General features: G+C 62.2%; 25 protein-coding genes. 2 read left to right on the forward strand and 23 right to left on the reverse strand.

The features are described from left to right. Positions 1-37 precede the first annotated feature (37 nt). Positions 38-253, forward strand: coding sequence for a DUF6124 family protein (locus ACXX83_RS26695; protein WP_458550035.1), 216 nt, complete (start codon positions 38-40; stop codon positions 251-253). Between the two features lie 139 nt (positions 254-392). Here ACXX83_RS26695 and ACXX83_RS26700 read toward each other — a convergent pair whose 3' ends face one another. From ACXX83_RS26700 to ACXX83_RS26795, 20 genes are all read right to left on the reverse strand, one after another. After that, positions 393-1,619 carry a beta-ketoacyl-ACP synthase gene (locus tag ACXX83_RS26700; protein WP_015093149.1) on the reverse strand — a complete coding sequence of 409 codons (1,227 nt, stop codon included), beginning with the start codon at positions 1,617-1,619 and terminating at the stop codon, positions 393-395. Then, complete coding sequence (gene fabG / locus ACXX83_RS26705) at positions 1,619-2,347, reverse strand: 3-oxoacyl-ACP reductase FabG (protein ID WP_458550036.1); 729 nt, start codon at positions 2,345-2,347, stop codon at positions 1,619-1,621. The genes ACXX83_RS26700 and fabG overlap by 1 nt, the downstream gene beginning before the upstream one ends. Next, a complete protein-coding gene (locus ACXX83_RS26710) occupies positions 2,344-2,805 on the reverse strand; it encodes a hotdog family protein (RefSeq protein WP_015093151.1) in 462 nt (153 codons plus the stop codon). Before ACXX83_RS26710 ends, fabG begins: the two co-directional genes overlap by 4 nt. Then, positions 2,802-3,998 (reverse strand): beta-ketoacyl-[acyl-carrier-protein] synthase family protein, encoded by a 1,197-nt coding sequence (locus tag ACXX83_RS26715; RefSeq protein WP_458550037.1) that lies wholly within the window; start codon positions 3,996-3,998, stop codon positions 2,802-2,804. The genes ACXX83_RS26710 and ACXX83_RS26715 overlap by 4 nt, the downstream gene beginning before the upstream one ends. Next, positions 3,995-4,612 carry a hypothetical protein gene (locus ACXX83_RS26720; RefSeq protein ID WP_458550038.1) on the reverse strand — a complete coding sequence of 206 codons (618 nt, stop codon included), beginning with the start codon at positions 4,610-4,612 and terminating at the stop codon, positions 3,995-3,997. Before ACXX83_RS26720 ends, ACXX83_RS26715 begins: the two co-directional genes overlap by 4 nt. Beyond that, positions 4,612-5,337, reverse strand: a complete 726-nt coding sequence (locus ACXX83_RS26725; RefSeq protein ID WP_458550039.1) for a class I SAM-dependent methyltransferase — start codon at positions 5,335-5,337, stop codon at positions 4,612-4,614. The genes ACXX83_RS26720 and ACXX83_RS26725 overlap by 1 nt, the downstream gene beginning before the upstream one ends. After that, on the reverse strand, positions 5,334-6,581 hold the full coding sequence (locus ACXX83_RS26730; protein ID WP_407799767.1) for an NAD(P)/FAD-dependent oxidoreductase: 1,248 nt from the start codon (positions 6,579-6,581) through the stop codon (positions 5,334-5,336). The genes ACXX83_RS26725 and ACXX83_RS26730 overlap by 4 nt, the downstream gene beginning before the upstream one ends. Continuing rightward, complete coding sequence (locus ACXX83_RS26735) at positions 6,568-7,725, reverse strand: sodium:proton antiporter (protein WP_458550232.1); 1,158 nt, start codon at positions 7,723-7,725, stop codon at positions 6,568-6,570. The genes ACXX83_RS26730 and ACXX83_RS26735 overlap by 14 nt, the downstream gene beginning before the upstream one ends. Then, positions 7,725-10,064 carry an MMPL family transporter gene (locus ACXX83_RS26740; RefSeq protein ID WP_458550040.1) on the reverse strand — a complete coding sequence of 780 codons (2,340 nt, stop codon included), beginning with the start codon at positions 10,062-10,064 and terminating at the stop codon, positions 7,725-7,727. The genes ACXX83_RS26735 and ACXX83_RS26740 overlap by 1 nt, the downstream gene beginning before the upstream one ends. Further along, the gene (locus ACXX83_RS26745) at positions 10,048-10,752 is read right to left on the reverse strand and encodes an outer membrane lipoprotein carrier protein LolA (RefSeq protein ID WP_458550041.1); all 705 of its coding nucleotides are present in this window, start codon (positions 10,750-10,752) and stop codon (positions 10,048-10,050) included. The genes ACXX83_RS26740 and ACXX83_RS26745 overlap by 17 nt, the downstream gene beginning before the upstream one ends. Next, a complete protein-coding gene (locus ACXX83_RS26750) occupies positions 10,749-11,174 on the reverse strand; it encodes an acyl-CoA thioesterase (RefSeq protein ID WP_007974600.1) in 426 nt (141 codons plus the stop codon). The genes ACXX83_RS26745 and ACXX83_RS26750 overlap by 4 nt, the downstream gene beginning before the upstream one ends. Beyond that, positions 11,167-12,711 carry an HAL/PAL/TAL family ammonia-lyase gene (locus tag ACXX83_RS26755; RefSeq protein ID WP_458550042.1) on the reverse strand — a complete coding sequence of 515 codons (1,545 nt, stop codon included), beginning with the start codon at positions 12,709-12,711 and terminating at the stop codon, positions 11,167-11,169. Before ACXX83_RS26755 ends, ACXX83_RS26750 begins: the two co-directional genes overlap by 8 nt. Beyond that, positions 12,692-13,633, reverse strand: a complete 942-nt coding sequence (locus ACXX83_RS26760; RefSeq protein WP_217836985.1) for a lysophospholipid acyltransferase family protein — start codon at positions 13,631-13,633, stop codon at positions 12,692-12,694. Before ACXX83_RS26760 ends, ACXX83_RS26755 begins: the two co-directional genes overlap by 20 nt. Then, complete coding sequence (locus tag ACXX83_RS26765) at positions 13,630-14,364, reverse strand: glycosyltransferase family 2 protein (protein WP_217836986.1); 735 nt, start codon at positions 14,362-14,364, stop codon at positions 13,630-13,632. The genes ACXX83_RS26760 and ACXX83_RS26765 overlap by 4 nt, the downstream gene beginning before the upstream one ends. A 149-nt stretch (positions 14,365-14,513) precedes the next feature. Continuing rightward, positions 14,514-16,193: an ApeI family dehydratase gene (locus tag ACXX83_RS26770; protein ID WP_458550043.1), complete on the reverse strand. Its 1,680-nt coding sequence runs from the start codon at positions 16,191-16,193 to the stop codon at positions 14,514-14,516. Next, entirely contained in the window at positions 16,190-16,735 is a 546-nt protein-coding gene (locus tag ACXX83_RS26775; RefSeq protein WP_015093164.1) for a COG4648 family protein, read from the reverse strand. The genes ACXX83_RS26770 and ACXX83_RS26775 overlap by 4 nt, the downstream gene beginning before the upstream one ends. Next, positions 16,732-16,986 carry an acyl carrier protein gene (locus tag ACXX83_RS26780; protein WP_007992314.1) on the reverse strand — a complete coding sequence of 85 codons (255 nt, stop codon included), beginning with the start codon at positions 16,984-16,986 and terminating at the stop codon, positions 16,732-16,734. The genes ACXX83_RS26775 and ACXX83_RS26780 overlap by 4 nt, the downstream gene beginning before the upstream one ends. A gap of 9 nt (positions 16,987-16,995) precedes the next feature. Then, positions 16,996-17,271 (reverse strand): phosphopantetheine-binding protein, encoded by a 276-nt coding sequence (locus ACXX83_RS26785; RefSeq protein ID WP_007972202.1) that lies wholly within the window; start codon positions 17,269-17,271, stop codon positions 16,996-16,998. Continuing rightward, positions 17,249-18,061 (reverse strand): lysophospholipid acyltransferase family protein, encoded by an 813-nt coding sequence (locus ACXX83_RS26790; RefSeq protein ID WP_458550044.1) that lies wholly within the window; start codon positions 18,059-18,061, stop codon positions 17,249-17,251. The genes ACXX83_RS26785 and ACXX83_RS26790 overlap by 23 nt, the downstream gene beginning before the upstream one ends. After that, positions 18,037-18,762, reverse strand: a complete 726-nt coding sequence (locus tag ACXX83_RS26795) for a beta-ketoacyl synthase chain length factor (RefSeq protein ID WP_126048825.1) — start codon at positions 18,760-18,762, stop codon at positions 18,037-18,039. The genes ACXX83_RS26790 and ACXX83_RS26795 overlap by 25 nt, the downstream gene beginning before the upstream one ends. Positions 18,763-19,117: 355 nt before the next feature. Here ACXX83_RS26795 and ACXX83_RS26800 point away from each other — a divergent pair, with 355 nt between their 5' ends. Further along, positions 19,118-19,888: a ParA family protein gene (locus ACXX83_RS26800; RefSeq protein WP_015093167.1), complete on the forward strand. Its 771-nt coding sequence runs from the start codon at positions 19,118-19,120 to the stop codon at positions 19,886-19,888. 126 nt (positions 19,889-20,014) lie between these two features. On the opposite strand, the gene trxC is transcribed toward ACXX83_RS26800, so the two are convergent. From trxC to mscK, 3 genes are all read right to left on the reverse strand, one after another. Continuing rightward, positions 20,015-20,449, reverse strand: a complete 435-nt coding sequence (trxC, locus tag ACXX83_RS26805) for a thioredoxin TrxC (RefSeq protein WP_217836989.1) — start codon at positions 20,447-20,449, stop codon at positions 20,015-20,017. A 73-nt stretch (positions 20,450-20,522) separates the two neighbouring features. Continuing rightward, positions 20,523-21,986 carry a protein adenylyltransferase SelO gene (gene selO / locus ACXX83_RS26810; RefSeq protein ID WP_458550045.1) on the reverse strand — a complete coding sequence of 488 codons (1,464 nt, stop codon included), beginning with the start codon at positions 21,984-21,986 and terminating at the stop codon, positions 20,523-20,525. Between the two features lie 48 nt (positions 21,987-22,034). Then, a complete protein-coding gene (gene mscK / locus ACXX83_RS26815; protein ID WP_458550046.1) occupies positions 22,035-25,403 on the reverse strand; it encodes a mechanosensitive channel MscK in 3,369 nt (1,122 codons plus the stop codon). Between the last annotated feature and the right edge of the window lie 28 nt (positions 25,404-25,431).

Genomic DNA, 25,431 nt, shown 5'->3' on the forward strand with positions numbered 1-25,431 from the left:
GATTCGGCGTGGCCGCCCATTTTCAGGACGCTGAATCATGACCAGTACAATCTTCCTCATCGCCCCCGACATCGACAACCGCACCCTGCTGGAATACGCCTGCGTGTCGCTGGCCTCGGCAAACGTCATGGTGAGTGATTTCGCCAGAGACCTGAAGGGATCGCAGGGCCACACCCTGCTTGGCATTCAGCAGTCGATCATGCTGGGTGAGCTGGCCGTCAATCGGGTGCTGGATAACCTCGATCCGCCATGATCGTCCGGGGAGGCGAGTACCCTTGTGGGAGCGAGCCTGCTCGCGAAAAACGTCCAGACAACGCGGTCATTCAGGCACCGCGCGTTATCGTTGACGTCCATCGCGAGCAAGCTCGCTCCCACAGGGAAAATATTTTAGGTTACGACCAGCGCTTGAAAATCAGCGAAGTATTCACCCCGCCAAACGCAAAGTTGTTGTTCATCACGTACCGGTTACTCATCTGCCGAAACTCGCCGCGCAGGTAGTCGAGCTTGCCGCAATGCGGGTCGACTTCGTCGAGGTTGAAGGTGTGGGCGTAGAGGTCGCGGTTCATCATTTCGATGCTGAACCAGGATTCCAGTGCACCGCAGGCGCCGAGGGTGTGGCCGAGGAAGCTCTTCTGCGAGCTGATCGGCATGTGTTCGCCGAACAGGCTGCTGGTGGCCAGGGTTTCGGCGATGTCGCCCTGCTCGGTGGCGGTGCCGTGGCCGTTGACATAGCCGATGTCCGAAGGTGTCAGCCCGGCGTCTTCCAGGGCCAGTTCCATGGCCCTGCGCATGGTGACTTGCTCCGGACGGGTGGTGTGCTGGCCGTCGGCATTACTGCCGAACCCGACGATCTCGGCGTGGATGCGGGCGCCACGGGCCAGGGCGTGTTCCAGTTCTTCGAGCACCAGCATGCCGCCGCCTTCGCCGATCACCAGGCCGTCGCGTGCGGTGTCGTAAGGGCGCGGGCTGCGTTGTGGGGTGTCGTTTTTCAGGCTGGTGGCGTAGAGCGCATCGAAGACCATGGCTTCGGTCGGGCACAGTTCCTCGGCGCCGCCGGCGAGCATCAGCGGCAGGCGCCCGAACTTGATCGCCTCGTAGGCATAGCCGATGCCCTGGCTGCCGCTGGTGCAGGCGCTGGAGGTGGGAATCAGGCGGCCGGTGAGGCCGAAGAAGATGCTGATGTTCGCCGCGGTGGTGTGCGGCATCATCCGTACGTAGGAATTGGCGTTCAGGCCTTCGGCCACCGAGTTGAGCAGCATGTTGCCGAACGCCTTGATCTCGTCGGTGCTGCCGGTCGAGGAACCGCAGGCGACGCCCATGCGCCCGTCCTTGATCGATTCGTCGCCCAACAGGCCGGCATCGGCCAGCGCCATCTCCGCCGCGCCCACAGCCAGCCGCGAGACCCGGCCCATGCTGCGCAGTTGCTTGCGGGTCCAGTGGCTTGGCACCTTGAAGTCATCGATGGGGGCTGCCAGGCGTGTATTGAGTTCGGTAAAACGATCCCACTCGTCCATCCGGCGGATGCCGCTGCGGTTGGCCGCGAAGTTGCCGGCGATGGTGTCCCAGTCGCTGCCCAGTGAGGTGATGCCGGCCATGCCGGTGACGACGACGCGCTTCATCAGCACAGGCCTCCGTTGACGGCCAGAACCTGCCGGGTGATGTACGAGGCTTCCGCCGACATCAGGAAATTTACCGCGCCGGCCACCTCTTCAGGGGTGCCCATGCGTTGTGCGGGGATCATTTTCATCAGTTCTTCCACCGGCACGTTTTCGTCGAGCATGGCTGTGTCGATCAGGCCGGGTGCGACACAGTTAACGGTGATTTTGCGCTTGCCCAGCTCGATCGCCAATGCCTTGGCCGCACCGATCAGCCCGGCCTTGGAAGCGCTGTAGTTGACCTGGCCACGGTTGCCGATCAGCCCGGACACCGAGGTGATGCAGACAATCCGCCCGGCGGCGCGACGCCGGATCATCGGCATCATTACCGGGTGCAGCACGTTGTAGAAACCATCGAGATTGGTGCGCATCACCACATCCCAATCGTCCTCGCTCAGGGCCGGAAAGGCACCGTCGCGGGTCAGGCCGGCATTGAGCACCACGCCGTAATAGGCGCCGTGGGTTTCCACGTCGGCTTCGAGAACTTCCTTGCAGCGGGCGCGGTCGGCCACGTCGAACTGCAGGATGCGCGCACGGCGGCCCAAGGCCTCGACTTCGGCCTTGACGGCTTCGGCGTCGGCCAGGCCGCTACGGCAATGCAGCACGATGTCGTGCCCGGCCCGGGCCAGGCGCAAGGCGATGGCGCGGCCGATGCCACGGCTGGAACCGGTGACCAGTACGGATTCAGTCATGACTGGACTCCTTCGGGTTCATGAAGATATTGAGCGGCCTGGGGTGGGCGGAACACGTTCAGGCGGGCAGTGGCATGGATCCCGTGGCCGTTGATGTGGCACTCGAACACGCCCATGCCGTTGTCGTCCTCCAGGGAGCGAATCCCGTGGAGGGTCAACTCGGTGCCCGCCGGGAAGCTTTCAACGTTGCATTCGAATTTGCGGCTGCCGAGCAGGAAGCCCAATTCCACTGCATCGCCGCGCTGACGCGCATGGCAACCGGCGAAGGCGGCAACACTTTGCGCCATTAGTTCGATGCCGACCCAGGCCGGGAGGCTGCCGTCGGGGAGATTGAACAGGCCATCGGGCTTGACGGTCAGGCGGGTGTGAATCTGCTCTTCATCGAACGCCAGGACCTGATCGATCAGGATCATGTCGCCAGCGTGGGGCAGCAGTTCGGCGAGCGGCCAGTCAATCATGGGGCGTCTCCGATAATCAGGCTGACGTTGTTGCCACCGAAGGCAAAGGAATTGCTCATCAGGTAACGGGGTGCAATGGACGTCAGGCGAGTGGCCGGGGTCACCCATTGCAGTGGCGGCAGTTCTGGGTCGGGCTGCCCGTCCCAGACGTGCGGCGGCAGGGCATGCTCGCGATTGTCGGCGCTCAGGCTCAACCAGCAGAACGCCGCTTCCAGCGCCCCGGCTGCACCGAGGGTGTGGCCGGTCATGGGTTTGCTCGACGAGCAGGGCACACCGGCCGGGAACAGCGTTGCCACGGCCAGGCTTTCCATGGCGTCGTTGTGCTGGGTGGCAGTCCCGTGCAGGTTCAGATAAGCGATCTGCTCCGGTTGCAGGTTGGCGCGGCTCAAGGCTTTGCGCATGGCTTGCAGGGCGCCTCGACCCGTCGGCTCGGGGGCGGAAATGTGATGTGCATCGGAGCTGGCGCCGCTGCCGAGCAAGGCAATCGGCGGGCTGTCGCCTGCGTGCCTGGTCATCAGGAACAGCACCGCCGCTTCGCCAATATTGATGCCGTTGCGGTTCAGCGAGAACGGATTGCAACGCTGGTCCGAGACCGCTTCCAACGCCGAGAAACCGTTGAGGGTCAGTTTGCACAGGGTATCGACACCGCCACATAGCACCGCGTCGCAGACGCCCAGGTCCAACAGACGCTGGGCGCTCATTAGGGCTCGGGCACTGGAGGTGCAAGCCGTGGAAATGACATAGGCCGGCCCGCTCAATTGCAGCCATTCGGCGAGGAAGTTTGCCGGCGCCCCGAGCTCCTGTTGCTGGTAGTCGTATTCAGGCGGGAACTGCTTTTCGCGCAGGTAGTGCGCCAGGCCCTGGCTGGCCTCGTCGATGCCCGAAGTACTGGTGCCGAGCACGACACCGATGCGATCGCGGCCGTAAGTCCGGATGGCGCTGTCGATGTCCGGGCGGATTTGCAGTGTGGCTTCCAGCAACAGCTGATTGTTGCGGCTGTGATGGCGCGACATGTCGGCTGGAAGGGTTGCCAGGTTGCCCTGGACCGCGCCGACCGGCAGCGCGCGTTGCGGCACCCACCCGGCTTGTTCGCGCATGCCGCCACAGTCGCCGGCAAACAGGTGGCGGGCAACCTCCTGCTTGTCGCGGCCCAGCGAACAGACCAGTCCGAGGGCATTGAGGTAAGCCGTCATGGTGTTTCACCGCTCAGGGGCGTGACTTGATAGGTCGCACCTTTCGTAATCATCAATTCAAAATTCTGCGGTTGTGCGTAGCGGACGTCCCAGCGCTCGGGCAGGGACCGTTGTCTGCCGTGCTGCCAGGCGCCGGGATAATTGGCCGCCAGTTCATCATTTGGCGTCAGCGCAAACAGCAGCGCCGCGAACAGCTCCCGGGCTTGCGGGTTGGGTGGCAACAGGCCGTCGGCGTGCCAGGTTTTATCGTTCAATAGCTGGCGGGCCTGGGGAATGCCCAGCAGGTCCATCATTGACCAGCGAATGCCCGCTTCTTCGCGCTGGATCACCAGCACCCAGTCCAGGCGGTCGTCGGGCTTCAATAGCTGAATATGCAATTGCAGCGGCAACGGCAGATCCGGATTTTGCGCGGGCAATGGCGCCCGGCTGGTGCAGGCGCTTAGCAGCAGGGCCGCGGCAAGTAGCAGAAATCGCAACACACCGACTACCCCTGTGGGAGCGAGCTTGCTCGCGATGGCGGCGATACATTCAGCATTGATATTGGCTGACCCACCGCTATCGCGAGCAAGCTCGCTCCCACAGGTTGAGTATTCCAGGCGACGGGTAATCGACATCACACAGTTCCTTTAAAAGGTTTGCGCGCCACCACATTGACCAGGGTTTCTTCCCGTTGGCCAAAGGGTTTTGGCTTGCACACACCCAAGTGTTCGAGCAGGCCGAAATCCTTGGCGCGACTCCACCACAGGTACGGATAAGACACGTTTTGCGCGGTAAATTCGAAACCCTGTTGTCGGATCATGTGCAGATACTGCGCCGCGCTTTTCTGCACGTGCATGGGGTGGCAGAACAACCAGCGGATCACCCAAGTATCAATGTAGGCCTCGGTGGACTCGGCGAACAGCAGATAACCGCCCGGCTTGAGCACGCGGTAGAACTCGGCCAGGGCCTGTTCCTGCTGCACCAGGTGATGGAACGTCTGGTGACAGAACAGCAGGTCGATACTGGCGTCCGCCAGCTTGAGGCTCGCGCAGTCGCTGCCGATCAGCTCCACGTCCATGCCCTGGCGGGCCGCTTCCTCGGCGCTCTGGGTGAGGCTCTGCGGGTCGGCATCGATGCCGATCAGGCGAGCGGGCGCAAAGGCCTGGCGCAGCAGCGCGAATGACTTGCCCTGACCACAGCCGGCATCCAGCAGGACCGGGTCGGCAGGCGGCGCGTCACTGAACAGGCCGCGCAAATCGTTGACCGCCAGCCGCAGCACATAGTGTTGCCAGATCCGGCTGCGCAGGAACCACAAACCGAAACGGGTCTCTTCGACGTAGTGGTCGCTCAAGTAGTTCATGACGCATCCCTTGCACAGAACTCCGATATCACCTTCAACCGGCGCCGGGCTTCGCTGACGAACGGGTTGAGTGGGTCCCAGGCATAGCCTGCAAGGATGGAGCTGATCATTCCGCGAATTTCCGGCGAACTGCTCTCATGGAAGATCACGTCCTGGAAGGTCCCGGCGTACCAGCCTTCGACGTAGCAACGGAAGGTGTCGACGCCGCGCTTGAGCGGCTCGGCGAACTCGGTTTGCCAGTCGACGGCTTCGCCTTGCAACTGGCGGTGCAACACCCCGGCCGCCATGCTCGCCGAACGCATGGCGATGGTCACTCCGGAGGAAAACACCGGGTCGAGGAATTCCGCGGCATTGCCCAACAATGCGAAGCCCGGGCCGTGCAGGGTTTTGACGTTGGCCGAGTAACCGCCGATGGTTCGGGCTGCGGTATCCCAGCGCGCGTTGGTCAACACGCTGGCCAGGCTTGGCGTCTCGCCGATAAAGCCGTGCAGGCACTCGTCCAGATTGTCGCTGCGGCCGGCGAAACGTTCCTCGGCGGCGACCACGCCGACCGAGCAGCGCCCGTTGCTGAACGGAATGGTCCAGAACCACACGTCGCGTTGGGTCGGATGAGTGGTCACCAGAATCTTGCTGCGGTCGAAGGCCGGGTGGTCGATACGGTCTTCGACGTGGGTGAACACGGCTTGGCGCACCGGGAAGTTCGATGGCGCCTCGAGGTCGAGCAAGCGCGGCAGCACACGGCCGTAGCCACTGGCATCGAGCAGGAAGCCGGCCTCGATGCGGTACTCGCTGCCGTCTTCGCGGCGCACGCCGAGCTGCGGTTTTTCCGGGTCGATGTCGACGCTGACGATGGTTTCGCCATAGCGGATCTCCACGCCTTGCAGCGTGGCCTGATCGGCCAGCAGCTTGTCGAAATCGGCGCGCTGGACCTGAAATGTCGTTGATTTGCCGTGGCTGAACGTCTCGCTGAAATCGAACGCGCTGTAACGCTCACCCCACGCAAAGGCAGCGCCGGTTTTCACCTGGAAGCCGGCCGCGTTGACGGCGTCGAGCATGCCCGCTTCTTCGACGAAATCCAGGCAATGGGCCAACAGGCTTTCACCAATGGAAAAACGTGGAAAATGCTGACGCTCGATCACCAGCACATCGTGTCCCTTGCGCTTGAGCAACGCGGCGGCGATGGCACCCGAAGGACCGGCACCGATGACCACGACCTGGCGGCATTCCATTTCAACGGTTGGCATGAGGGCTCCTTGCCGGGACAGCGGCTTTCAGGGGGATTCGGTGCATACCGGTCAGGGCTGGCAGCAGTGTAGCGATCAGGCCCATCAGCATCAGCGCAAAGTACAGCGGCGGGCTGATGAGTTGCTGTTGCAGCAACAGGTTGAGAAAGACGATCTCGCTCAAGCCGCGGATGTTCAACAGCACACTTTCCCGCCAGCGGCTGGCGCCCTTGAACGAAGCCCCGGCCCAGCCGAGGCCGAGCCAGTTGCCCAGCAGTTTGCTCAGCATCGGCAACAGCAGCAGTGCCACCAGTTGCACCCAGCCGAGGCTGTCCATCGCGCTGTGCACGTTGATCTGCACGATGCCGAACGTGAGGATCAACGGGATGGCGATGTACGTCTGCAAACGGCTCATCCAGATGGCCGGCAACGGCAGCACCAGGGGCGCTTTCAACGCGGCCATGATCAGCACATAGCCGATGCCGAAAATCAGCGCATTGAGCTTGTAGTGCTCGGCGACGACCAGCAGGGCGAAAAAACCCAGGCTGTAAAGCCACGTCTGGCGCAAACCAAGCAGCCGCAACAGCACCGGCAGGCAGGCGCCGGCCAGCGGCAGCAACAGGCTGCTCAGGTGCAGGCTGCCCTGGGCGAGGCCGAACAAAGTCCAGCAGGCGAGGTCGATGAGGATCGCGGTTTGCACCAGACGCCGGGTGGCAGCGGGCGGGTAATCGATGTGCCGCAGGTACAGGTACAGCACCGGAATCGCGGTGATGGCGAACAACAGGCCGACGGCCAGCGAGCTGATCCAGGGTTGCGCCGGCAACAGCCAGACGGCCGTGGCCAGGCCACAGGCAAACGGAATGCAAAAGCTCGGCAGGGCGATTTTCAGGCTCTGGCGATCCAGTTGCAGGTCGATCACATCGCTGAGGATGTACCCCAGCAACAGGGCAAAGCTCAGGCTGTAGAGGTTCTTCAGCCAGCCCGGCGACACCAGCTGCGCACCGCTCAGCTGCCATTGCGGCTCGATCCAGAAATACATCAGCAGCGGCAAACCGAGGGTTGCCAGCAACAACTGGCTGACGATGGGAATCAGGCCAAAATGCCGGCCGACAAGGGTCGCCAGTGCGAACAACGCGAGGGCCATCGCCCAGAACACAACGATCATCACGCTGCACGCTCCGCGGCCGTGGACTCATGCACCTGTCGACCGGCCCAGGGTGCCAGCAGGAAGCTGAAGACCAGGCCGAGACTCACCGACAATCCGAAGTTGCTCACCGCCGGGGTGCTCGACACCGCCAGCAGACCGAACGACAACCAGGTGGTCAACGCCGCCAGCAGGGTGCCCAGCAGGCTCACGGCCGCGCCGCCGACCTGTTCGCGCATCAGGATCGCGTAATCGACGCTGATCGCCGTCACCAGCAGCAGGCCGAACAGGCTGAACAGGGTCAGCGGCTGCCCCAGCCAACCGAGGCTGGCCAGGCTGCACAACGCCGCCAGCAGCGGCAGGGAGACGATGCGCAACGCACCGCCGAGGCCGAACGGCAGGATCAGCACCAGCACGATCAGCACGCAGGAGGCGAGTTTCAGTTCGGCGGCACTGATTTGGGTGGCGGCGAAGACAGTGTTCAATTCACCCAGTCGATCCACCAGTGTCACGCCGGGTAGGTCCTCGCCCTGGAGCCGCAGCAGGGCCGGGTTGTTGATGCCTTGCAGGCTGACCATCGCCGCCACGCCGTCTTCGGTAGGCCCCAGCCACAGGGGCCGGTAGGGTTCTGCCAGCGGGCCGCTGAGCGCTGCGTCTATGTCCACGGCCGGCAATGCCTGTAGCCTCGTCAGCTCGGCTTGCAGCGCCTCGGCCGGTACACCGATGTCGAGCAACGGTTGCCAGAACGCCGGCAGTTTGCTCAACGCTTCGCGCACCTGCTGCTGTGCGTTCGGCGGGCTGATCAGCTGATTGAGCGACAGATAACCCTGGAGCTTTTCCAGGCCAATCAATTGGTCCAGTCGTTCGCTCAGGGCGGTCTGGCGTTCAAGCAGTTGCTGCTGGTTAGCGGCGCGTATCAGGAAAAACTGGCTGGTGGGTTGATAGCCGGTGATCCGTGCAATGGTCCGGGCTTCGTCGGTCAATTGTTGCGGTGCGCTGATCCACTGGCGGATGTCGTTTTTGCTGCTCAGCTGCAACAGCCCGCCCACGCAAAAGGCGATCAGCAGCGCCAGCAGGACTGGCGTTTTCAGCTGTTTGAGCAGTGCTTCACGACAGCCCAGCAAAAACTCGCAAACACGCAATGGCCACTGCGCCGGACGCAGCTCTACGCCCTTGAGCAATGCCGGTAGCAGGCAAACGGCGGACAAATAGGCGCCGAGCAAACCGGCGGCAGAGAACACGGCAATCTGGGTCAGCGCCGGGAAGGGTGTCCAGGCCAGGGCCAGGTAGCCGATACCGCTGGTGATCAGGCTCAGGGTCAACCCTGGCAGGGTCAGGCGCAGGGCAGGCCAGCTGTGCCAGGGTTTCAGGCTCCAGCTTTTGGACAGGTAGTGCAGCGGGTAGTCGACCGCCACACCGATCAGGCTCGAACCCAGTACCAGGGTCATCACATGCATATGGCCGAACAACGCCACGCAGGCCACCGCACCGAAGAGCATGCCCACCAGCACCGGCACGAACGCCAGCAACACGCGCCAGCGCCGGAAGGCCAACAGCAGCAGCAACAATATCCCGACGGTGGCACCGCCGCCGACCCAGGTCATCTCCCGGGCGGCCTGTTGTTGCCCGCTGGCTGCGTACAACAGACCGCTGGCGGCGAGCAGTTGCACGTCGTGCTGCGCAGCTTGTTCGCGGCTGTGCTCGAGCAGGTCGGCCACTTGCAGCGGCAGGTTCATGTCGAAGGCGTTGCCGGTGGTGCGCGCACGCAGCAGCACCCAGCTTTTGCCATCGGCATCGGCGACCAGGGCGCCGCTGCCGATGTCCAGTTGCACCGAACCGCGTTGCGGCTGGCTGTTCTGGATACGCCCGGTCAGGCCCAGCCAGTCATCCTGGCTCGGCACCAGGCTGTAACCGTTGAACGGGTCGAACAAGGCTTGCACGCGTTGCTGGATAAAGGTCTCGGGGTGTTCGATCAGCAGTTGTCGGTCCACTGCCGAGAGCATCGCCAGGCGACCTTGCAGCAATTGCGTGCGCAGCGCCGGCAAGTCGGCTTGCAGGGTCCACTGGACCTTTTCGAACAGTCCGCTGGCCTGCCATTGCTCGCCGAGGGTTTGCGCCATGGCCACGGCTTGCTGGCGATCGGCGTGGCCGACCAGCACCAGCATTTCGCGGTTCAGCGGTTCTTGCATGCGTTGTTCGGCGCGCAGCTCCAGGGCATCGGGCGCCGTGCCGGGCACCAGTTCCATCAGGTTCGCCGACAGTGGCGCGCCGTCACGCCATTGCCAACCGGCGAGCGCCAGTACGGCCAGCAGCAGGATCAGAAACAGCCGTGGCAGTAACCGTTCACTCGGCAAAGTCATGTTGCTCCGCGTCGCTCAACGGTTGGGCGCTGGTGCTGTCCTGCATGCGCAACAACGTACTGTCGCCCTGGGTTTCGAGCAGTTCGATGCTCTGCACCAATGCTGCGCCGGTAATGTTGATCTGGTTGAACACCTGCTTGAGCAGCATCGAGCGCGGCACTAGCGTGAGCTTCCAGTTCTGTGCGTCGCCGCTCAGGGACAATTCGAAATCCCTTTGCAGTCCGCTGCTGTCGCCTTGCAGCACGGCGAGGAACAAACGGTTCTGCTCGGCACCGGCGCTTTTGCCCGGCAGCATTTGCCAAACACTGCCGTCTCGCCGGGCAATGCCTTTGGCGGTGATGCGATAGTCCTGTTGCAACGGCGTTTTGAGCAGCCACAACAAGCCGTGGTTTTTTGCCAGCACGAACGAGCCCTTGCTGGTCAGCGGTTGGGGCAGGGCGCGCAGGTGTTTCTCCTGGATGAAGTTGCCGTGGATCACCTCGGGTTTGGCCAGTTGCTCGCTGAGTTGTTGCAGGTCGAAGGCATGGGCCAGTCCGGGAATAGCCAGCAACACGCAGAACACTGTAGGAGCGAGCTTGCTCGCGAAAAACCTGAGAAAGCCGCGGGGTGTCAGGTGCCCGGTGTCATCGTTAACGACCATCGCGAGCAAGCTCGCTCCTACAGGGGAGCGGGGGTGGCAGAGCATCATGGCAGGGCCCTTTCAACGGCGTCGGTGAACACCTTCGGCGAGGCCAGTTGCATCTCGCGGCTGGCGAGGTCGACGGCGACCTGTACCGTCATGGCCCGGGTCAGGCGTTCACCGGTTTGCAGATCGCTGATCAGGTAATTGATCTTCAAACGGTTTTCCCACTCCACCAGGTTGGCGCGCACGTTGAGTTTCTGGCCGAACACCGCGCCGCGCACGTAGCGCAATTGCAGGTCGATCACCGGCCATGCGTAGCCTGACTCATTCATCGCCGTGTAGTTGTGGCCGATCGTGTCCAGCAGCGCGCAGCGGGCAACTTCCAGGTATTTGACGTAATGGCCGTGCCAGACCACGTGCATGCTGTCGACGTCAAAGAAGGGCACGACGATTTCCGTGTCGGTGTGCAGAAGTCCCTTGCTACGCATGCAGCCTCCAGTGTTGTTCGGCGATGCGCTGCAGGCACAGGCGCAACTCGCCTTCCAGCGCGCGGTCCTCGATGACCGGTGGGAAGTCCCCGGCCAAGGCTTCGTGCATGGCGGCCAGTGCGGGTGGCAGTGGGCGCGCATCTTCGGCCTGGCCGCGCAGCCAGACGCCCTGATTGGCCGCCAGTAGCGTGGCGGCTGCCACTTGTTCGGTGAGTTCCAATACGCGGATCGCATCCCGGGCGGCGATGGTGCCCATGCTCACTTTGTCCTGGTTGTGGCATTCGGTGGAGCGCGAGAAGACGCTGGCCGGCATGGTGTTTTTCAGTGCTTCGGCGGTCCAGGCGCTGGTGCCGATCTGCACGGCCTTGAAGCCGTGGTTGAGCATGGCGCGGTCAGCCGTGGCACCGGACAGGTTGCTCGGCAAGCCATGGTTGTAGCGTTCGTCCACGAGCAGCGCGAGTTGCCGATCCAGCAGGTCGGCGACGTTGGCCACGAGGTTTTTCAGACTGTCCATGGCGAATGCGATGTGCCCGCCGTAGAAGTGCCCGCCGTGCAGCACGCGCTCGGCTTCGGCGTCGATTATCGGGTTGTCGTTGGCGCTGTTGAGTTCGATCTCGATGAACGAGCGCAGCCAGTTCAGGCTGTCGGCCAGCACGCCCAGCACATGGGGCGCGCAGCGCAGGGAATAGCGGTCTTGCAGGCGATGCAAGGGGGCGGTCGGTGCGTCGATGGCCAGATCCTTGCGCAGCCACGCGGCGACCTGCATCTGCCCCGGATGTGGCTTGGCGGCGAACAGGCGCTCGTCGAAGTGCTCCGGATTGCCCTGCAGGGCGACCACGTTCAGCGCGGTGATGCGCGTGGCCAGTTGCAGCAGGTAATCGGCGCGGGCGAATGCCAGGCAGGCGAGGCCGGTCATTACGGCCGTGCCGTTCATCAGTGCCAGGGCTTCTTTCGGCCGCAGCACCAGTGGCTGCCAGCCGAGTTCGCGGTGCACATCGGCGGATTGCCGACGTTCACCGCGGAACATTACCTCACGCTCGCCGGACAGCGTGGCGGCAACGTATGAAAGAGGCGTCAGGTCACCGCTGGCGCCCACCGAACCTTCCTCCGGAATCAGCGGCAGGATGTCGTGTTCAAGGAACGCCTGCAGGCGTTCCAGCAGCTCTACGCGCACCCCGGAAACACCGTGGCACAGCGACTGCAGACGCGCCGCCAATACCGCGCGGGTGGCCTGGGCGTCGAGCAGTTTGCCCAGCCCGCAACCGTGGAAGGTGTACAGATGCTGTGGCAGCGCTTCGACGTGATGCAGCGGCACCGCGACCACGCAGGAATCGCCATAACCGGTGGTCACGCCGTAGATCACGCCTTCCTTGTCCAGCAGCGAGTCCAGAAAACGCGCGCCCTTGGCGATGCGCTCGCGGTAGGCGGGATCGCTTTGCAATTGCGTCGGCACCTTACGGTTGGCCAGAGCCAGCACATCTTCAATGCGCAAAGGGCGTTCGCCGAAGGTTACCGGCTCAAGCGTTGGCGTCGTCATCGGTCTTCCAGAAAGGGTAAAAGTTGAACCATTGTTGGGGCGCTTCGAGGCAATAGTGACTCAGGCGCTCGGCGTAGCGGGACGCCCACTGATGAATGACCTGTTCGCGGTCGCTGCGTATCCAGGTGATTGCCTCAGCGAAGGGTTCAATGGTCAGTCGATAGTCGCCGTCGGGCTTTTTCAGGCACAGCAGCAGATTGATCGGGCATTTCAGCAGGCCGGCCAGCAGCCACGGGCCTTGAGGGAATCTGGCCGGATGGCCGAGAAAATCCACGGTCACGCTGCGTCCGCCATGCAGCGGCACGCGGTCGCCGGCAATCGCCAGCCACTCGCCACGCTCCAGGCGCTCGCTCAATTGCAGCATGATCCCCGGGTCGAGCTCGCTGACCTGAATCAGGCGCAAGTTGGTCGCCCCGGCTTCGCCCAGCAAACGGTTGAACTGTTCGGCGTGCTTGGTGTGCACCAGCACGTTCATCGTGACCTTTTCGCCGATTTCCGCCAGTGCGCGGCAGACTTCCAGATTGCCCAGGTGTGCGCCCACCAGCATCTGGCCACGGGCAGCGCGCAACTGGTCGCGCAGCAGCGCCGGGTCGATGATTTCGATTTGCTCGATGCTCAGCCTGCCGTTCCAGACGTCGAGTTTGTCGAGCATGGAGTCGGCGAACGCCATGAACTGGCCGAATACCCGCCAATGGCTCGGGCGCAGTTCGTTGCGACCGCTCCAGTCGGCCAGGCGTTGCTGGTATTGCCAGGCACTGTGTCGCGCACTGCGACCGAACAGGAAGAAGTACAGGACGATGCCGTACAACACCGGGCTCAGTACTCGACGGCCCAGCACTTTGGCGCCGAATGCGGTGAGCTTCATCAGCCAGAAACTGCCGCGCTCCTCGCGGTCGGCCCAGTGTTGTTTGTCGGCACTCATGTCCGCCACCGTCGCCAGAGGATCATGGGTGAGCGCAGCAACATGCCGAAGAACAGCCGCGTGTGCATGCTGGAAATCAGCACGTTGTCGTGGAACATCCGAAAATGCGAAACGCCGTCCAGCGGGTAACGGACTTTGGTTTGCAGCCATAACATCGGCTGATTGCGCCAGGCCAGGCGCACCAGGATGTCCGAGTCGAAGTCCATGCGCTTGCCGATTTTCGCCGACTCGATCAACGCCAGGACCGGTGGCAACGGGTAAACCCGGAAACCGCACATGGAGTCGCGAATCTGCAACGACAGGGTGTTGATCCAGACCATGACGTGGGTGAGGTAGCGCGCATACAAACGGCCTTTCGGCACGCTGGCGTCATATTGCGGATAACCGCAGATCACCGCCCGTGGGTGGCGGCGTGATTGTTCGATGAAGCGTTTGACGTCCTGCAGGTCGTGCTGGCCATCGGCATCCACCTGCAAGGCATGGCTGAAACCCAGGCGTGAAGCTTCGCGCAAGCCGGTCATGACCGCGCCGCCCTTGCCCTGGTTTTCGGCGAGGCGGATCAGGTAAACCATTTCACGTTGGGCCAGTCGGTCCAGTACCCGGGCGCAGCGCGGGCTGCTGGCATCGTCCACCAGAATGCACGGCAGATGGCTGGCGATCAGCGCATCGACCACTGTGGTGATGGCGCCCTCATGGTTGTACACCGGGACGACGGCGCAGGGGCTATGCATGTTGGTGTACACCTGAAAGACCGAGGTGTTTGCTTCGCGAGCAAGCCCGCTCCCACATTGGATCGCATCCGAACTCGAAATTTGTGCTCGACACAAATCCAGTGTGGGAGCGGGCTTGCTCGCGATTGAGTGCGCAGCACTCACCAAACTTACACATGCGCCACCTCCAGCAAGATCCGCCCGCTGGAGCAGGTGGCGGTTTCGTTGCGGTAGGCGAAATAAAGTTTGCCGCGCGCCGGGTCGAAGCGCAGGTGCAGCTGGATTTCATCGCCCGGGCGCACCAGTTGCTGGAACTTCAAGACTTCCATGCCGGCGAATTTTTCCGGCAGGTTCATCAGTTGCCGGCCCAGGCTCAGCGCCCAGTCCACCTGCACCACGCCAGGCAATACCGGCGCCTTGGGGAAATGGCCGCTGAAATAGGCCAGGTCAGGTGGCACGGCCAGTTGCAGGCTCCACTCGCCCTCGCTTTCGACTTGCTCCAGCACCTGCGGGGCTTTGGGGCGCGGCGCCAGCAGCAGTGCGTCGACGTCGGCCTGAGGCAGTTTGCCCTGAGCGTTCAGCGGCAGTTGTCGCAGCAGGCGCCAGCGCCTTGGCAGGGCCAGGGTTTCGCAGTGTTGGCTCAGGTGTTGGCGCAAGTGCTCGGTGAGGCTGCGTCGGCCCAGATTACGCAGAGCATGCAAACCGGCTTCGCTCGGGACCACCAACGCCCCCAGGGAAGCGCGGTTTTCCCGAACCACGCCGAGCCGCGCCTCGCTGACCCAGTCATGGGCCATGAGAGCCTGTTCCAGCATCGGCAGCGAGATGCGCTTTTCTTCCAGTTTGACGATCCGGTCCAGTCGCCCGAGCAATTCGAAGCGACCATCGACGGCGATGCGTGCTGAATCGGCAGTCTGTTCGACATGACCGTCAGGCAAGTAGGGCGAAGCGATCAGCAGCGCGCCCTCACTGTCTTGAGTCAGCGTGACATCGGCAAAGGGCTGCCAGAGTTCAGCGCCCTGACGCCAGGCGATGCCGCCGGTTTCCGAGCTGCCGAAAATTTCCGTTGGCCATTGCCCGAGACGTTCATGCAGGCTCTGTGCGGCCTCGACCGGCAATGCGCCGCCGGAGGAAAACACCCGGCGAACGGAACTCAAGGCTGGCCAGTCGAGGTTGTCGCCCATGCGCTTGAGCAGCGCCGGGCTGGCCACCCAGGCGAAGGCCGGGTGCTCGCGGCTTGCACGTTGCAGATCTTCCGGGAACGCCAGTTGCTTGCGTACGAACGCACGCCCGGCGCACAACGGCCACAGTACCCGAAACAACAAACCGTAGATGTGCTGGGTGGCGACGCTGCCAATGATGCACGCCGGGCCCAGGCCAGGACCCCACAGCTGTTCCAGGGCTTCGACTTCATTGGCCAGTTGACGCAGGTTTTTTTCGATGCGCTTGGGCTCGCCACTGGAGCCGGATGTGCACAGGCTGAGTCGGCAGTTATCCAGGTCCAGCGCGGCGGCGCTGAGCGGTGGCTGTTGGAAATCGCCAAACTGCGTGTCGCCGGGCTGATCGGTCAGCCATAGATCGACGTCATTCGACCAGCGTTGGCGGGTCTGCGGTTGCAGGTCGGACGGCAGCAGCACGCTGACCCCGGCACGCCAGGCACCGAGCAGGGCAATCGCCAGGTCGGCGGCATCCTCAAGGTGCACGGCCATCTGCCGGACACCCCGTGCTTGCAGGCCGGCGGCCAGGCTCAGCGCCAGTTCGCAGAGTCGGGCGTGATCCAGTGCCGGATCGGTCGTGATGGCGCGGTCCGGCTGAGCCTTGAGCAGCAGGTGCTCAAGTTTTATCCAATTCATGGGTGGCCTCGTACCCTAAGTCGTATCAGCCATTCAATGGCAAACATCAGGCCTATCAATCCGTAGGAGATCAGGCCGGTGTACAGCGTCCACCAGCTCAGCGGCGCCCAGAGGGTCAGGGCGGCGGCACACAAACCGTTGCATAGAAAAAAGACGCTCCAGGCGACGGTCACCTGACGGGTATAGCGAATGCCCTCGGCCGGCAATTGCGGTTCGCGCACCCGGGCCAGGCGTTCGACGATCGGTGGGCCGAACGTCAGGCTCGAGCCAAACAGCACCAACATGAAGGCGCTGATCAACACCGGATACCAGCGCAACAGCGCCGGGCTGTCGAACAGTGCCAGCAACAGGCAGAACACAATGGCCACCGTCGCCATCCACAGGCTGCCGGGCCGACGTTTGCCGGTCAGCGCCCGGGCCAGCCACAGTCCGCCCAGCAGCAGGCCGAACTGCCAGGGGGCGAAGTGCTCCATGCCGAAATACACCGCAAAGGGATACAAAAGGCCTGCCAGCAGCAGGCCGAGGCCGATCAGTCGACTCATGCGGCCGGTTGAACCAGACGGTAGACCGCCTCGACCACGTCACTGACGGTACGCACCGATTTGAATTCTTCGGCGGCGATTTTCTTGCCCGTCTGGCGTTTGATGTGATCGATCAGGTCAACCGCGTCGATGCTGTCGATTTCCAGGTCCTGATACAGGTTGGATTCCAGGCTCACACGCTCGGGGTCCAGTTCGAATAGCTCGACCAGGGCATCGCGCAGGGTGTTGAAGATGTCGTCACGAGTTTGCATGGTCCGGTCTCAAGCTGCCTGTTTTGCAGTGACGAACGCCGCAAGGCTCGCCACGTTACTGAAGTGGTTACGGGTGTCTTTGGCATCGGCATCGATTTTGATGCCGTACTTTTTCTGGATGGCCAGGCCCAGTTCCAGGGCGTCCACCGAGTCCAGGCCCAGGCCTTCGCCGAACAGTGTCTGCTCGTTGCCGATGTCTTCGGCGCTGATGTCCTCGAGGCCCAGGGCTTCGATGATCAGCTCTTTGATTTCCAGCACCAGGCTATGGGTGTTCCGATCGCTCATCTTCGGCGAGCTCCTTGATGAAGTAAGAATGTAGATAATCGTTGAGCTTGCGCGAGGCTTGTGGAGCTGGCCCCAGCGCGGCGAAGGCCTGTGGGTCTATATCGGCCCCGACCCGGAAACTGAAGTGCACGCGGCGCTTGGGGATGCGGTACCAGGGCTCGGCCTTGGTCAATGTGGTCGGGTTGACCTTGATAATGACCGGGGTGAGGATTTTCGCACCCCGCACGGCGATTGCCGCACCGCCCCGATGAAAGGCCGGTGCCTGGTCGGGGCGGGTGCGCGTACCTTCGGGGAAAATGATCAGGGTCTGGCCGTCTTTCAGCGCGTCGGCCGCCGCGTCGAGCATGTCCATGCTGCCGTCGTTGCTGATGTATTCGGTGCAGCGTAGCGGTCCGCGGGTAAAAGGGTTTTCCCACAGGCTTTGCTTGACCACGCAGTTGGCGTGACGCACCAGGCCGATCAGAAACACCACGTCGATCAGCGAGGGGTGATTGGCAAGGATCATTTGCCCGGGGCGACCGAGTTTTTCCGCGCCTTGAATGTCGTAGGTCAGCACCCCGGTACGGGCCATGAAGCGCACAAAAATCCAGAAACAGCGGCTGACCGTTTGCCTGGCCCGCAGCCGATGGGTCCGGGCGTCGCCCGGCAGGCAGTTCAGCACAGGGAAAATCACCAGGCGCAGGCACAGGCCGCCCAACCCGAACAGGGCAAAGCTCGCGGCGGTGGCCAGCAAGCGCCAGTAATAGGCGTCGCGGTTTTTCTCGGTCACGGGTTGCGTTGCCAGGTCCATACACGATTTTTCCAGGCATGTTGGCAGGTGGTTTGCTGGCCGAGCAGCATACGCAACAGATTCAGCGCGTGGGGCCAGCGGGATTTGGACAACGCATCCGAGGGGCTGTTCAGGGACAGCTGCCAGTCGGTACCGGGTGTGATCAGCAGGCCGACGGCATAAGGGAACGGCACGTCGTCGATCCAGGTCGCGTAAGCCTCCGGCGGCCGCTCTTCGGTGACCACCAGCAGTACCGCGCCAGCGCCTTCGGCCAGCAGCGCGGCAGCTTCGAGCATGCCGTGCTCCAGGCCATCGCCTGCGGCGGCCAGGGCCGTCATTTCGCTTGTTTCACCGCGCATGATCGACCACAAACCAATAATCGCGTTATGCACCGACAAGCTGAACCGGGTCGGCGACAGCGGCTGGTCGGTGGCCAGATCACTGAGAATATCGACGGTGCGCGGCGTTTCGCCGTGACGGGAAACAAAGACCAATGGCAGATCCTGCCGGCCTTCGGCCAATGGCCAGCCGACACTGAATGCCATCCGTGCCAGGCGGCTGAGCCTGCGGCGCTGCATGGCCGGCAGAAAGGAAACGTCGGGAGCGGCATCGCTGTCCGGCAGCACGACGGGTTGCCGGCTCCAGGCCTGCCAATCGTTCACGCTCTCAAGCCCCGGGGCCCATGCGCGCCATTGGGCGATGTTGAAGTTGATCACAGACATTCATCCCGCCCTCACAGGCTTACTTGACGCGGGGAGTGGCCGAGAGCCGAGACTCACCCTGCGCGGCGTTTGCCGCCGAGTGGCGCGCATTATCCCGGTGCCGGGAACGTGTAGCAAATGCTGGTTACATTTTGCTCAACAAGATGCAGCGACTGGCTCGCAAAAACTGAGCGATTGGTAATTATTCACACAATCACTACTCCGTCTGTCGGTTCCTGCGTCAAACCATCGGGCCGTTCAGGGCTTTTCAAGCAAGAGAAGGCAACTGACTGTGTAGTCCCTGTGCCGACAAGGTAGCGAAGCAACGCCGTGCACCACTACACTCGGTCATTCTTTGATACACGGAGGTTTTGACATGCGGCGCGTGGTGTTCAATCAGAAAGGTGGCGTTGGCAAATCCAGCATTGCCTGCAATCTGGCGGCGGTCAGTGCCAGCGAGGGTTTTCGCACCTTATTGGTGGATCTCGATGCCCAGGCCAACTCCACTCAGTACCTGACGGGGCTCACTGGTAGCGACATCCCGATGGGCATCGCCGATTTCTTCAAGCAGACGCTGTCTTCCGGGCCGTTCTCCAAAAAGAATCAGGTCGACATCTACGAAACCCCCTTCGATAACCTCCACGTTATTACCGCCACCGCCGAACTGGCGGACTTGCAGCCAAAACTCGAAGCCAAGCACAAGATCAACAAGCTGCGTAAGTTGCTTGAGGAACTTAGCGAAGACTACGACCGGATTTACCTCGATACTCCGCCAGCGCTGAATTTTTATGCGGTTTCTGCATTGATTGCCGCTGATCGTGTGTTGATTCCCTTCGATTGCGACAGTTTTTCACGCCAGGCACTCTACGGGCTGATGGCGGAAATCGAAGAGTTGAAGGACGACCATAACGAAGGCCTGGAAGTCGAAGGCATCGTCGTCAACCAGTTCCAGGCCCGCGCCAGCCTGCCCCAGCAAATCCTCGACGAACTAATCGCCGAAGGCCTGCCGGTGCTGCCGGTGTACCTGGCCAGCTCGGTACGCATGCGCGAATCCCACCAGGCCAACACGCCGCTGATCCATCTCGACCCGCGGCACAAGCTGACCCAGCAATTTGTCGAGCTGCATAACCTGCTGGAAAACGCCTGATCTTCCAGGCGAAACAAAACACTGTGGGAGCGAGCTTGCTCGCGATAGCGGACTGACAGTCAACATTATCTTCGACTGACACATCGTCATCGCGAGCAAGCTCGCTCCCACAGGGGCTGTGTTGCTTCAGATACCCTGGCTACGCAGCCAGGCCATCAACTGCGGCAACGGGAAAGCCCCGCTCTGCCGGGCGATTTCCCGGCCGTTCTTGAACAGGATCAGGCTCGGGATCGAGCGAATCCCCAACTGCGCCGACAACTGCTGGTTCGCCTCGCTGTCCAGCTTGGCCAACCGACACTTGCCCTCCAGTTGCCCGGCCGCCTGCTCGAACACCGGTGCAAATGACTTGCACGGCCCGCACCAGTCCGCCCACACGTCTACCAGCAACGGCAGATCGCCTTTGATCTGGCTGGCGTAGTCGCCTTGTTTCAATTCAAACGGCTTGTTCAGCAGGACTTCGGCCTTGCAGCGTCCGCATTTCGGGTGGTCGTTGAGACGCTCGGCGGGGATGCGGTTGAGGCCGTTGCAGTGGGGGCAGGGGATGAGGAGTGGGTCGGTCATGACAAGTCGTCCAGTCGAAAGCGAATGATCCTTATCTGGAGACAGGTCTCCAGATTTTCAATTGTGTAGCGCCTCACGACGAACAACTGATCTCCAGATGCTTGCCCCATTCCGGCGGCCTCTCTGCGTAGCTTTCCATCCCCGGTTGTTCCTCGAACGGATTGCTCAGCACTGCGTGCAGTCGTCGAACTTCTGAATAGTCGCCGCTCTCTGCCGCATCGATGGCCTTTTGCGCCAGGTAATTGCGCAGGATGTACAGCGGGTTGACCGCGTGCATCCGCTGGCGGCGCTGCTCCTGATCAAGTGCGCCATCACGGGCGACCCGGGCGACATAAAGCTCGCCCCAGGCATCAAAGCCCTTGAGGTCGACGAAGTCATCGCGCAAGCGGGTGATGGCCTGTTCCGGTGCTTCATCACCCAAGCGGCGGAAAAACAGGCTGTAGTCGACGCCGCTGTTTTGCATCAGTTGCAGCAGGTTCTCCAGCAGTTTCTGGTCGTCATCCTCCGCCGTGGTCAGGCCGAGACGGCGGCGCATCAGGTCCAGGTAATAGGCCTGGAACAGCGGCAGGTAGAGGCCCAGGGTTTCGCGCAGGGCTTCGACGCTGATGAACGGCGTCAGAGCCTGCGCCAAGGCGCTGAGGTTCCAATGGCCAATCGGCACCTGGTTGCTGAAGGAGTAACGGCCCTGGTCGTCGGAGTGATTGCAGATGAAGTTGGCGTCGAAGTCGTCGAGGAAGGCGAAAGGGCCGAAATCAAAGGTGATGCCCAGGATCGACATGTTGTCGGTATTCATCACCCCGTGGCAGAAACCATAGGCCTGCCATTTGGCGATCAGTTCGGCGTTGCGCTCGACCACTTCGCGGAACATCGCCAGGTATGGTTCCGGTTGTTCCAGGCACTCTGGGAAGTGCATGGCCAGCACGTGATCACCCAGCACTTTCTGTTGCTCGGGGCGTTTGGTGTAGTAGAAATATTCGAAGTGACCGAAGCGCACATGGCTTGGCGCCAGGCGCAGGACCATGGCCGCGCGCTCCTGCTTTTCGCGCCACACCGGGGTGTCGGAGCCGATCACGCACAGGGCGCGGGTGGTCGGGATGTTCAGGGCATTCAGGGCTTCTGACGCGAGAAACTCGCGGATCGACGAACGCAGTACCGCCCGGCCATCGCCCATGCGTGAAAACGGCGTCTGGCCGGCGCCCTTGAGGTGCAGGTCCCAGTGTTCGCCGGCCTCGTTGTACACCTCACCGAGCAACAGGCCGCGACCGTCGCCCAGTTGCGGGTTGTAGGAACCGAACTGATGCCCGGAATAGACCATTGCCCTCGGAATCGCATCGGCCCAGAGCTTGTGGCCGCTGAACAGTTCGGCGAACTCCTGGGTTTCGGCTACGGCCGGGTCGAGATCCAGCAGGGCCATGGCGGCGGGGCTGGCCACGACCAGGCGCGGATTGTCGATGGGCTCTGGCAGCACATGGGCGGAAAACGCGTCGCCCAGGCGGTCGAAGCGATTATCGAAGGTGAGTTCGTCGAGGGCTTTCAAGGACCGGCTCCAGCAGAATGTCCGAGCATTCTGCTGGGGAAAGACCGGTTAGTCGAGTTTGGCGGCGGGCGGTTCTTGCGCCGGCCTGCCGTCGACGATCGGCACGATGGTTTTCGCTTCAGGCTCGATTGGCACCATCTTGTATTCCTGGCCGTGCAGGTTCTTGAGGTAAACCTCCATCTGCCGGAACGAGATGTTGATGTGTTGCTTCTTGAACTCGCGGTTGATGAAGCGGTTGACCTCGTCGAGCACCGGGTTGCGGTCGCCGAGGTCGCGCACGTGCATGCGCAACTCGTGGTCGAGGGTGCTTTCGCCGAAATTCAGGAAGTACACATGCGGCTCCGGATCTTTCAGGACGCGCGGGTTTTCCCGGGCAGCCTTGAGCAGCAACTCTTTCACCAGGTCCAGGTCCGAGCCGTAGTCGACGCCGAGCTTGAGGGTCACCCGGGTGATGGTGTCGGTCAGCGACCAGTTGATCAGTTGCCCGGTGATGAACGTCTTGTTCGGGACGATGATGTCCTTGCGGTCGAAGTCGGTGATGGTCGTGGCACGGATGCGGATCTTGCTCACCGTACCCGACAGGTTGCCGATGGTGATGGTGTCACCGATCCGCACCGGACGTTCGAACAGGATCATGATGCCGGAAATGAAGTTGGCGAATATTTCCTGCATGCCGAAACCGAGGCCGACCGACAGCGCCGCCACCAGCCATTGCAACTTGTCCCAGCTCACGCCCAGGGTCGACAGCGTCGAGACGAAACCGACGCCGGCGATCACGTACGAGAGCAACGTGGTGGTCGCGTAGGCGCTGCCCTGGGCAAGGTTGAGCTTGGACAGCACGAAAACTTCCAGCAGGCCGGGCAAGTTGCGCGCCAGGGCGAAGGTGATGCCGATGATGATCAGCGCACCGAGCATGTCGCCGATGCTGATCGGCACCATGCTCATGTTGGCGCCGGTACCGCTGGTGTATTCGTAGAGGGTGATGTTGTCCAGGTACGAGAACACGGTGATCAGGTCGGCCCAGACCCAATACAGCGCCGCCATGAAACCGCCGAGCAGTGCCAGGCGGATCAGGCGCAGGGACTGTTCGTTGACCTTCTCGATGTCCATGGTCGGCTCTTCGATCACCGTTTCGCCATCGCCGGCCTCTTTGGCGGCCAGGCGCTTGGTCAGGGCGCGCTGGTAGGCCAGCCGCCGGGCCGCCACGCTGAGGCCGCGCACGAAGGTGGCTTCGATCACCAGCCAGAACATCAGCAGGTACAGGGTATTGATCAAGCGGTCGCTGAGCTTCAGCGCGGTGTAGTAGTAGCCGAAGCACACCGCCACGAACAGCGCGACAGGCAGGGCGGTGAACAGGATCCCCACCAGTTTGCGGAACAGCGAGGCGTTCTCGTGGGTCGGGCTGCTGATGAGCAAGCGGCTGAGCAGCAAGGTCATCAAGGCGTAGCAGGTGAGCACCACCGGCATGCCGAGCACGTCATCGGCCAGCGCCGCCGGTTGCTGTTCGGCAACGGCCACTACGGTCACCAGCGCCATCACCACGATGCCGAGGCGGCGGATCCATCTGCGCAGGAATTCCACCTGGGGCTTTTCCCAGCGGAAATGCAGTTCTGCCACGCCACCCGGCGCGAGGATCCGGTAGGCGGTGTAGAACACCAGCCAGGCCCCGGCCATTTGCAGCAGCGCCGCGCCCATATTGGCGTTCTGCCCACGGGCGTCGATTTGCAGGGCCAGCCCGCACAAGGCGAGGCCCAGGGAAACCGGCATCGCCAGCAGGATGTTGATCAGAATCGCCTGCGGGGTGTGCCACTGGCTATCGCGTTTGAAGTGACCGATGTCCTGGTGAACCTTGTTCAGCCGTGCGTACAGACTCTTGCGTCGCCACAGCAGCGCACCGATCAGTAGCGCCAATGGCAGGAATAGCAGCGGGCGTTGGGTCAAGCCGTCGGTCAGTTCGCTCAGGCTTGAAAGTACCGGCAGTGAATCGAGTTGACGCTGGAGGCGATCCGGCACGCTGTGAATCCACTCCAGGTCCAGCGGCTTGTTGCTGGGAATCCAGAACATCTGTTCATCGAGCGTCGCCCTCAGGCTTTGCGCGGTGCTGAGCAGTTGCTTCTGGTTCAGTTGCAGGGTGATGGATTCATTGAGCACTGCGCTCAGTTCGCGATTGAGCCGCTCCAGCAGGTCGGCGCGGGTGGTGGCCAGTTCCATCAGGCTTTTGCGCAACTGCGGCGTGACTTGCTCGGGAGGCTGGGTCGACAGCAGGTTTTCCACGTAGGTAGTCGGATTGCTCAGCAGTTCCCGTTGCTGGCTGACTTCGAACTGATACAGGCGAATGTCAGCGATCTGGTCAGCCAGGTTGCGGTCGAGCCGCAGGCGCGGCAACGCCTGTTTCTGTTTGTAGAGAATCTTCGAGAGCAGCAGGCTGCCTTTGAGCACGTTGATTTGCTCGTCCAGCGCCGAATCGCTCTGGGTCAGGCTGTCCAGTTGTTGCTTGGTCTGCAGGTTCTGCTGGGTGACTTCGTTGAGACGGTCGGTGCTTTTGAGCAGATAGTCCGAGAGCTTCAGGTTGGCCGCGCTTTCGGTGGCCAGCAGGCTGCTGCCGCCTGCTTTCTGCGCTTCGATGGATTGCTGGGTGACCGTTTCCTGGGACAGCGCCAGACGCTTCTGGTTGATCAGGGTTTGCAGTTCCTGGATTTCCTTGTCCAGGCGGTCGGATCGCTCCGACAACAGGTCATGCTGGCTGTTGCCGAGGTCTTGCAATTGGGTATTGCCGGCCAGTTCCTGGCGGCGCAGCGGGATCAGGGCGTTCAGTGCCGCCAGTTCGGCATTGAGCTGGTCGCGCTGCTCGGCGCTCAGGGTCTTGCCGGCGTCCTTGCCGTTCTTGAGGATATTGTTGATCTGCTGGATGCGCGTCTGACTGGCGGATATCTCCGCCTGGGCACGCTCGGGGCGGGTCTGGGCAGTGATGATCAGGCTGTTGGCATCGCCCAGGGCTTTCTGCAGGTCGCTTTGCTGGGTGGAGCGCTCAGTGAGCATTTGCTCCAGCTGCTGGATCGACTCTTTGGCGAAGCGCTGCGCCACCGGCACCACAGTGCTGGCCTTGAGGCGAGTCAGTTCGCGCTGGTTCTCGATCGTCTGCTTGGGGGCAGAACTCAACGTTTGCTTGAGATCGATCAGCTTCTGCTCGTAATCACGCTTGTTGTTGAGCTGGTTCAGCGTGCCTTGCAGGACGGATTGCAAAGCCTTCTGATCGGCTTCAGGCAGTTTGCGGTCGGCTATCTTGTCCAGGCTCGCTTGCACAGCTTCGCTGGAGGGCGGTTCGGCCGCTTGTGCCGCTTGTGAAAAACCAAGGGGGCCGACAGAGAGACTCAAGCCCAGAAGGGCAATGGCGAAAAAGGAGCGCAGGTTAGGCATAAAGACCGGTCAAGCAAGTGAGAGTGGA

Source organism: Pseudomonas sp. GNP012 (genome assembly GCF_054343835.1).

Coding starts and splice junctions, on each gene's coding strand:
- ACXX83_RS26695 (WP_458550035.1), top strand. CDS start 38: ATGACCAGTACAATCTTCCTCATCGCCCCCGACATCGACAACCGCACC.
- ACXX83_RS26700 (WP_015093149.1), bottom strand. CDS start 1,619: ATGAAGCGCGTCGTCGTCACCGGCATGGCCGGCATCACCTCACTGGGC.
- fabG (WP_458550036.1), bottom strand. CDS start 2,347: ATGACTGAATCCGTACTGGTCACCGGTTCCAGCCGTGGCATCGGCCGC.
- ACXX83_RS26710 (WP_015093151.1), bottom strand. CDS start 2,805: ATGATTGACTGGCCGCTCGCCGAACTGCTGCCCCACGCTGGCGACATG.
- ACXX83_RS26715 (WP_458550037.1), bottom strand. CDS start 3,998: ATGACGGCTTACCTCAATGCCCTCGGACTGGTCTGTTCGCTGGGCCGC.
- ACXX83_RS26720 (WP_458550038.1), bottom strand. CDS start 4,612: ATGTCGATTACCCGTCGCCTGGAATACTCAACCTGTGGGAGCGAGCTT.
- ACXX83_RS26725 (WP_458550039.1), bottom strand. CDS start 5,337: ATGAACTACTTGAGCGACCACTACGTCGAAGAGACCCGTTTCGGTTTG.
- ACXX83_RS26730 (WP_407799767.1), bottom strand. CDS start 6,581: ATGCCAACCGTTGAAATGGAATGCCGCCAGGTCGTGGTCATCGGTGCC.
- ACXX83_RS26735 (WP_458550232.1), bottom strand. CDS start 7,725: ATGATCGTTGTGTTCTGGGCGATGGCCCTCGCGTTGTTCGCACTGGCG.
- ACXX83_RS26740 (WP_458550040.1), bottom strand. CDS start 10,064: ATGACTTTGCCGAGTGAACGGTTACTGCCACGGCTGTTTCTGATCCTG.
- ACXX83_RS26745 (WP_458550041.1), bottom strand. CDS start 10,752: ATGATGCTCTGCCACCCCCGCTCCCCTGTAGGAGCGAGCTTGCTCGCG.
- ACXX83_RS26750 (WP_007974600.1), bottom strand. CDS start 11,174: ATGCGTAGCAAGGGACTTCTGCACACCGACACGGAAATCGTCGTGCCC.
- ACXX83_RS26755 (WP_458550042.1), bottom strand. CDS start 12,711: ATGACGACGCCAACGCTTGAGCCGGTAACCTTCGGCGAACGCCCTTTG.
- ACXX83_RS26760 (WP_217836985.1), bottom strand. CDS start 13,633: ATGAGTGCCGACAAACAACACTGGGCCGACCGCGAGGAGCGCGGCAGT.
- ACXX83_RS26765 (WP_217836986.1), bottom strand. CDS start 14,364: ATGCATAGCCCCTGCGCCGTCGTCCCGGTGTACAACCATGAGGGCGCC.
- ACXX83_RS26770 (WP_458550043.1), bottom strand. CDS start 16,193: ATGAATTGGATAAAACTTGAGCACCTGCTGCTCAAGGCTCAGCCGGAC.
- ACXX83_RS26775 (WP_015093164.1), bottom strand. CDS start 16,735: ATGAGTCGACTGATCGGCCTCGGCCTGCTGCTGGCAGGCCTTTTGTAT.
- ACXX83_RS26780 (WP_007992314.1), bottom strand. CDS start 16,986: ATGCAAACTCGTGACGACATCTTCAACACCCTGCGCGATGCCCTGGTC.
- ACXX83_RS26785 (WP_007972202.1), bottom strand. CDS start 17,271: ATGAGCGATCGGAACACCCATAGCCTGGTGCTGGAAATCAAAGAGCTG.
- ACXX83_RS26790 (WP_458550044.1), bottom strand. CDS start 18,061: ATGGACCTGGCAACGCAACCCGTGACCGAGAAAAACCGCGACGCCTAT.
- ACXX83_RS26795 (WP_126048825.1), bottom strand. CDS start 18,762: ATGTCTGTGATCAACTTCAACATCGCCCAATGGCGCGCATGGGCCCCG.
- ACXX83_RS26800 (WP_015093167.1), top strand. CDS start 19,118: ATGCGGCGCGTGGTGTTCAATCAGAAAGGTGGCGTTGGCAAATCCAGC.
- trxC (WP_217836989.1), bottom strand. CDS start 20,449: ATGACCGACCCACTCCTCATCCCCTGCCCCCACTGCAACGGCCTCAAC.
- mscK (WP_458550046.1), bottom strand. CDS start 25,403: ATGCCTAACCTGCGCTCCTTTTTCGCCATTGCCCTTCTGGGCTTGAGT.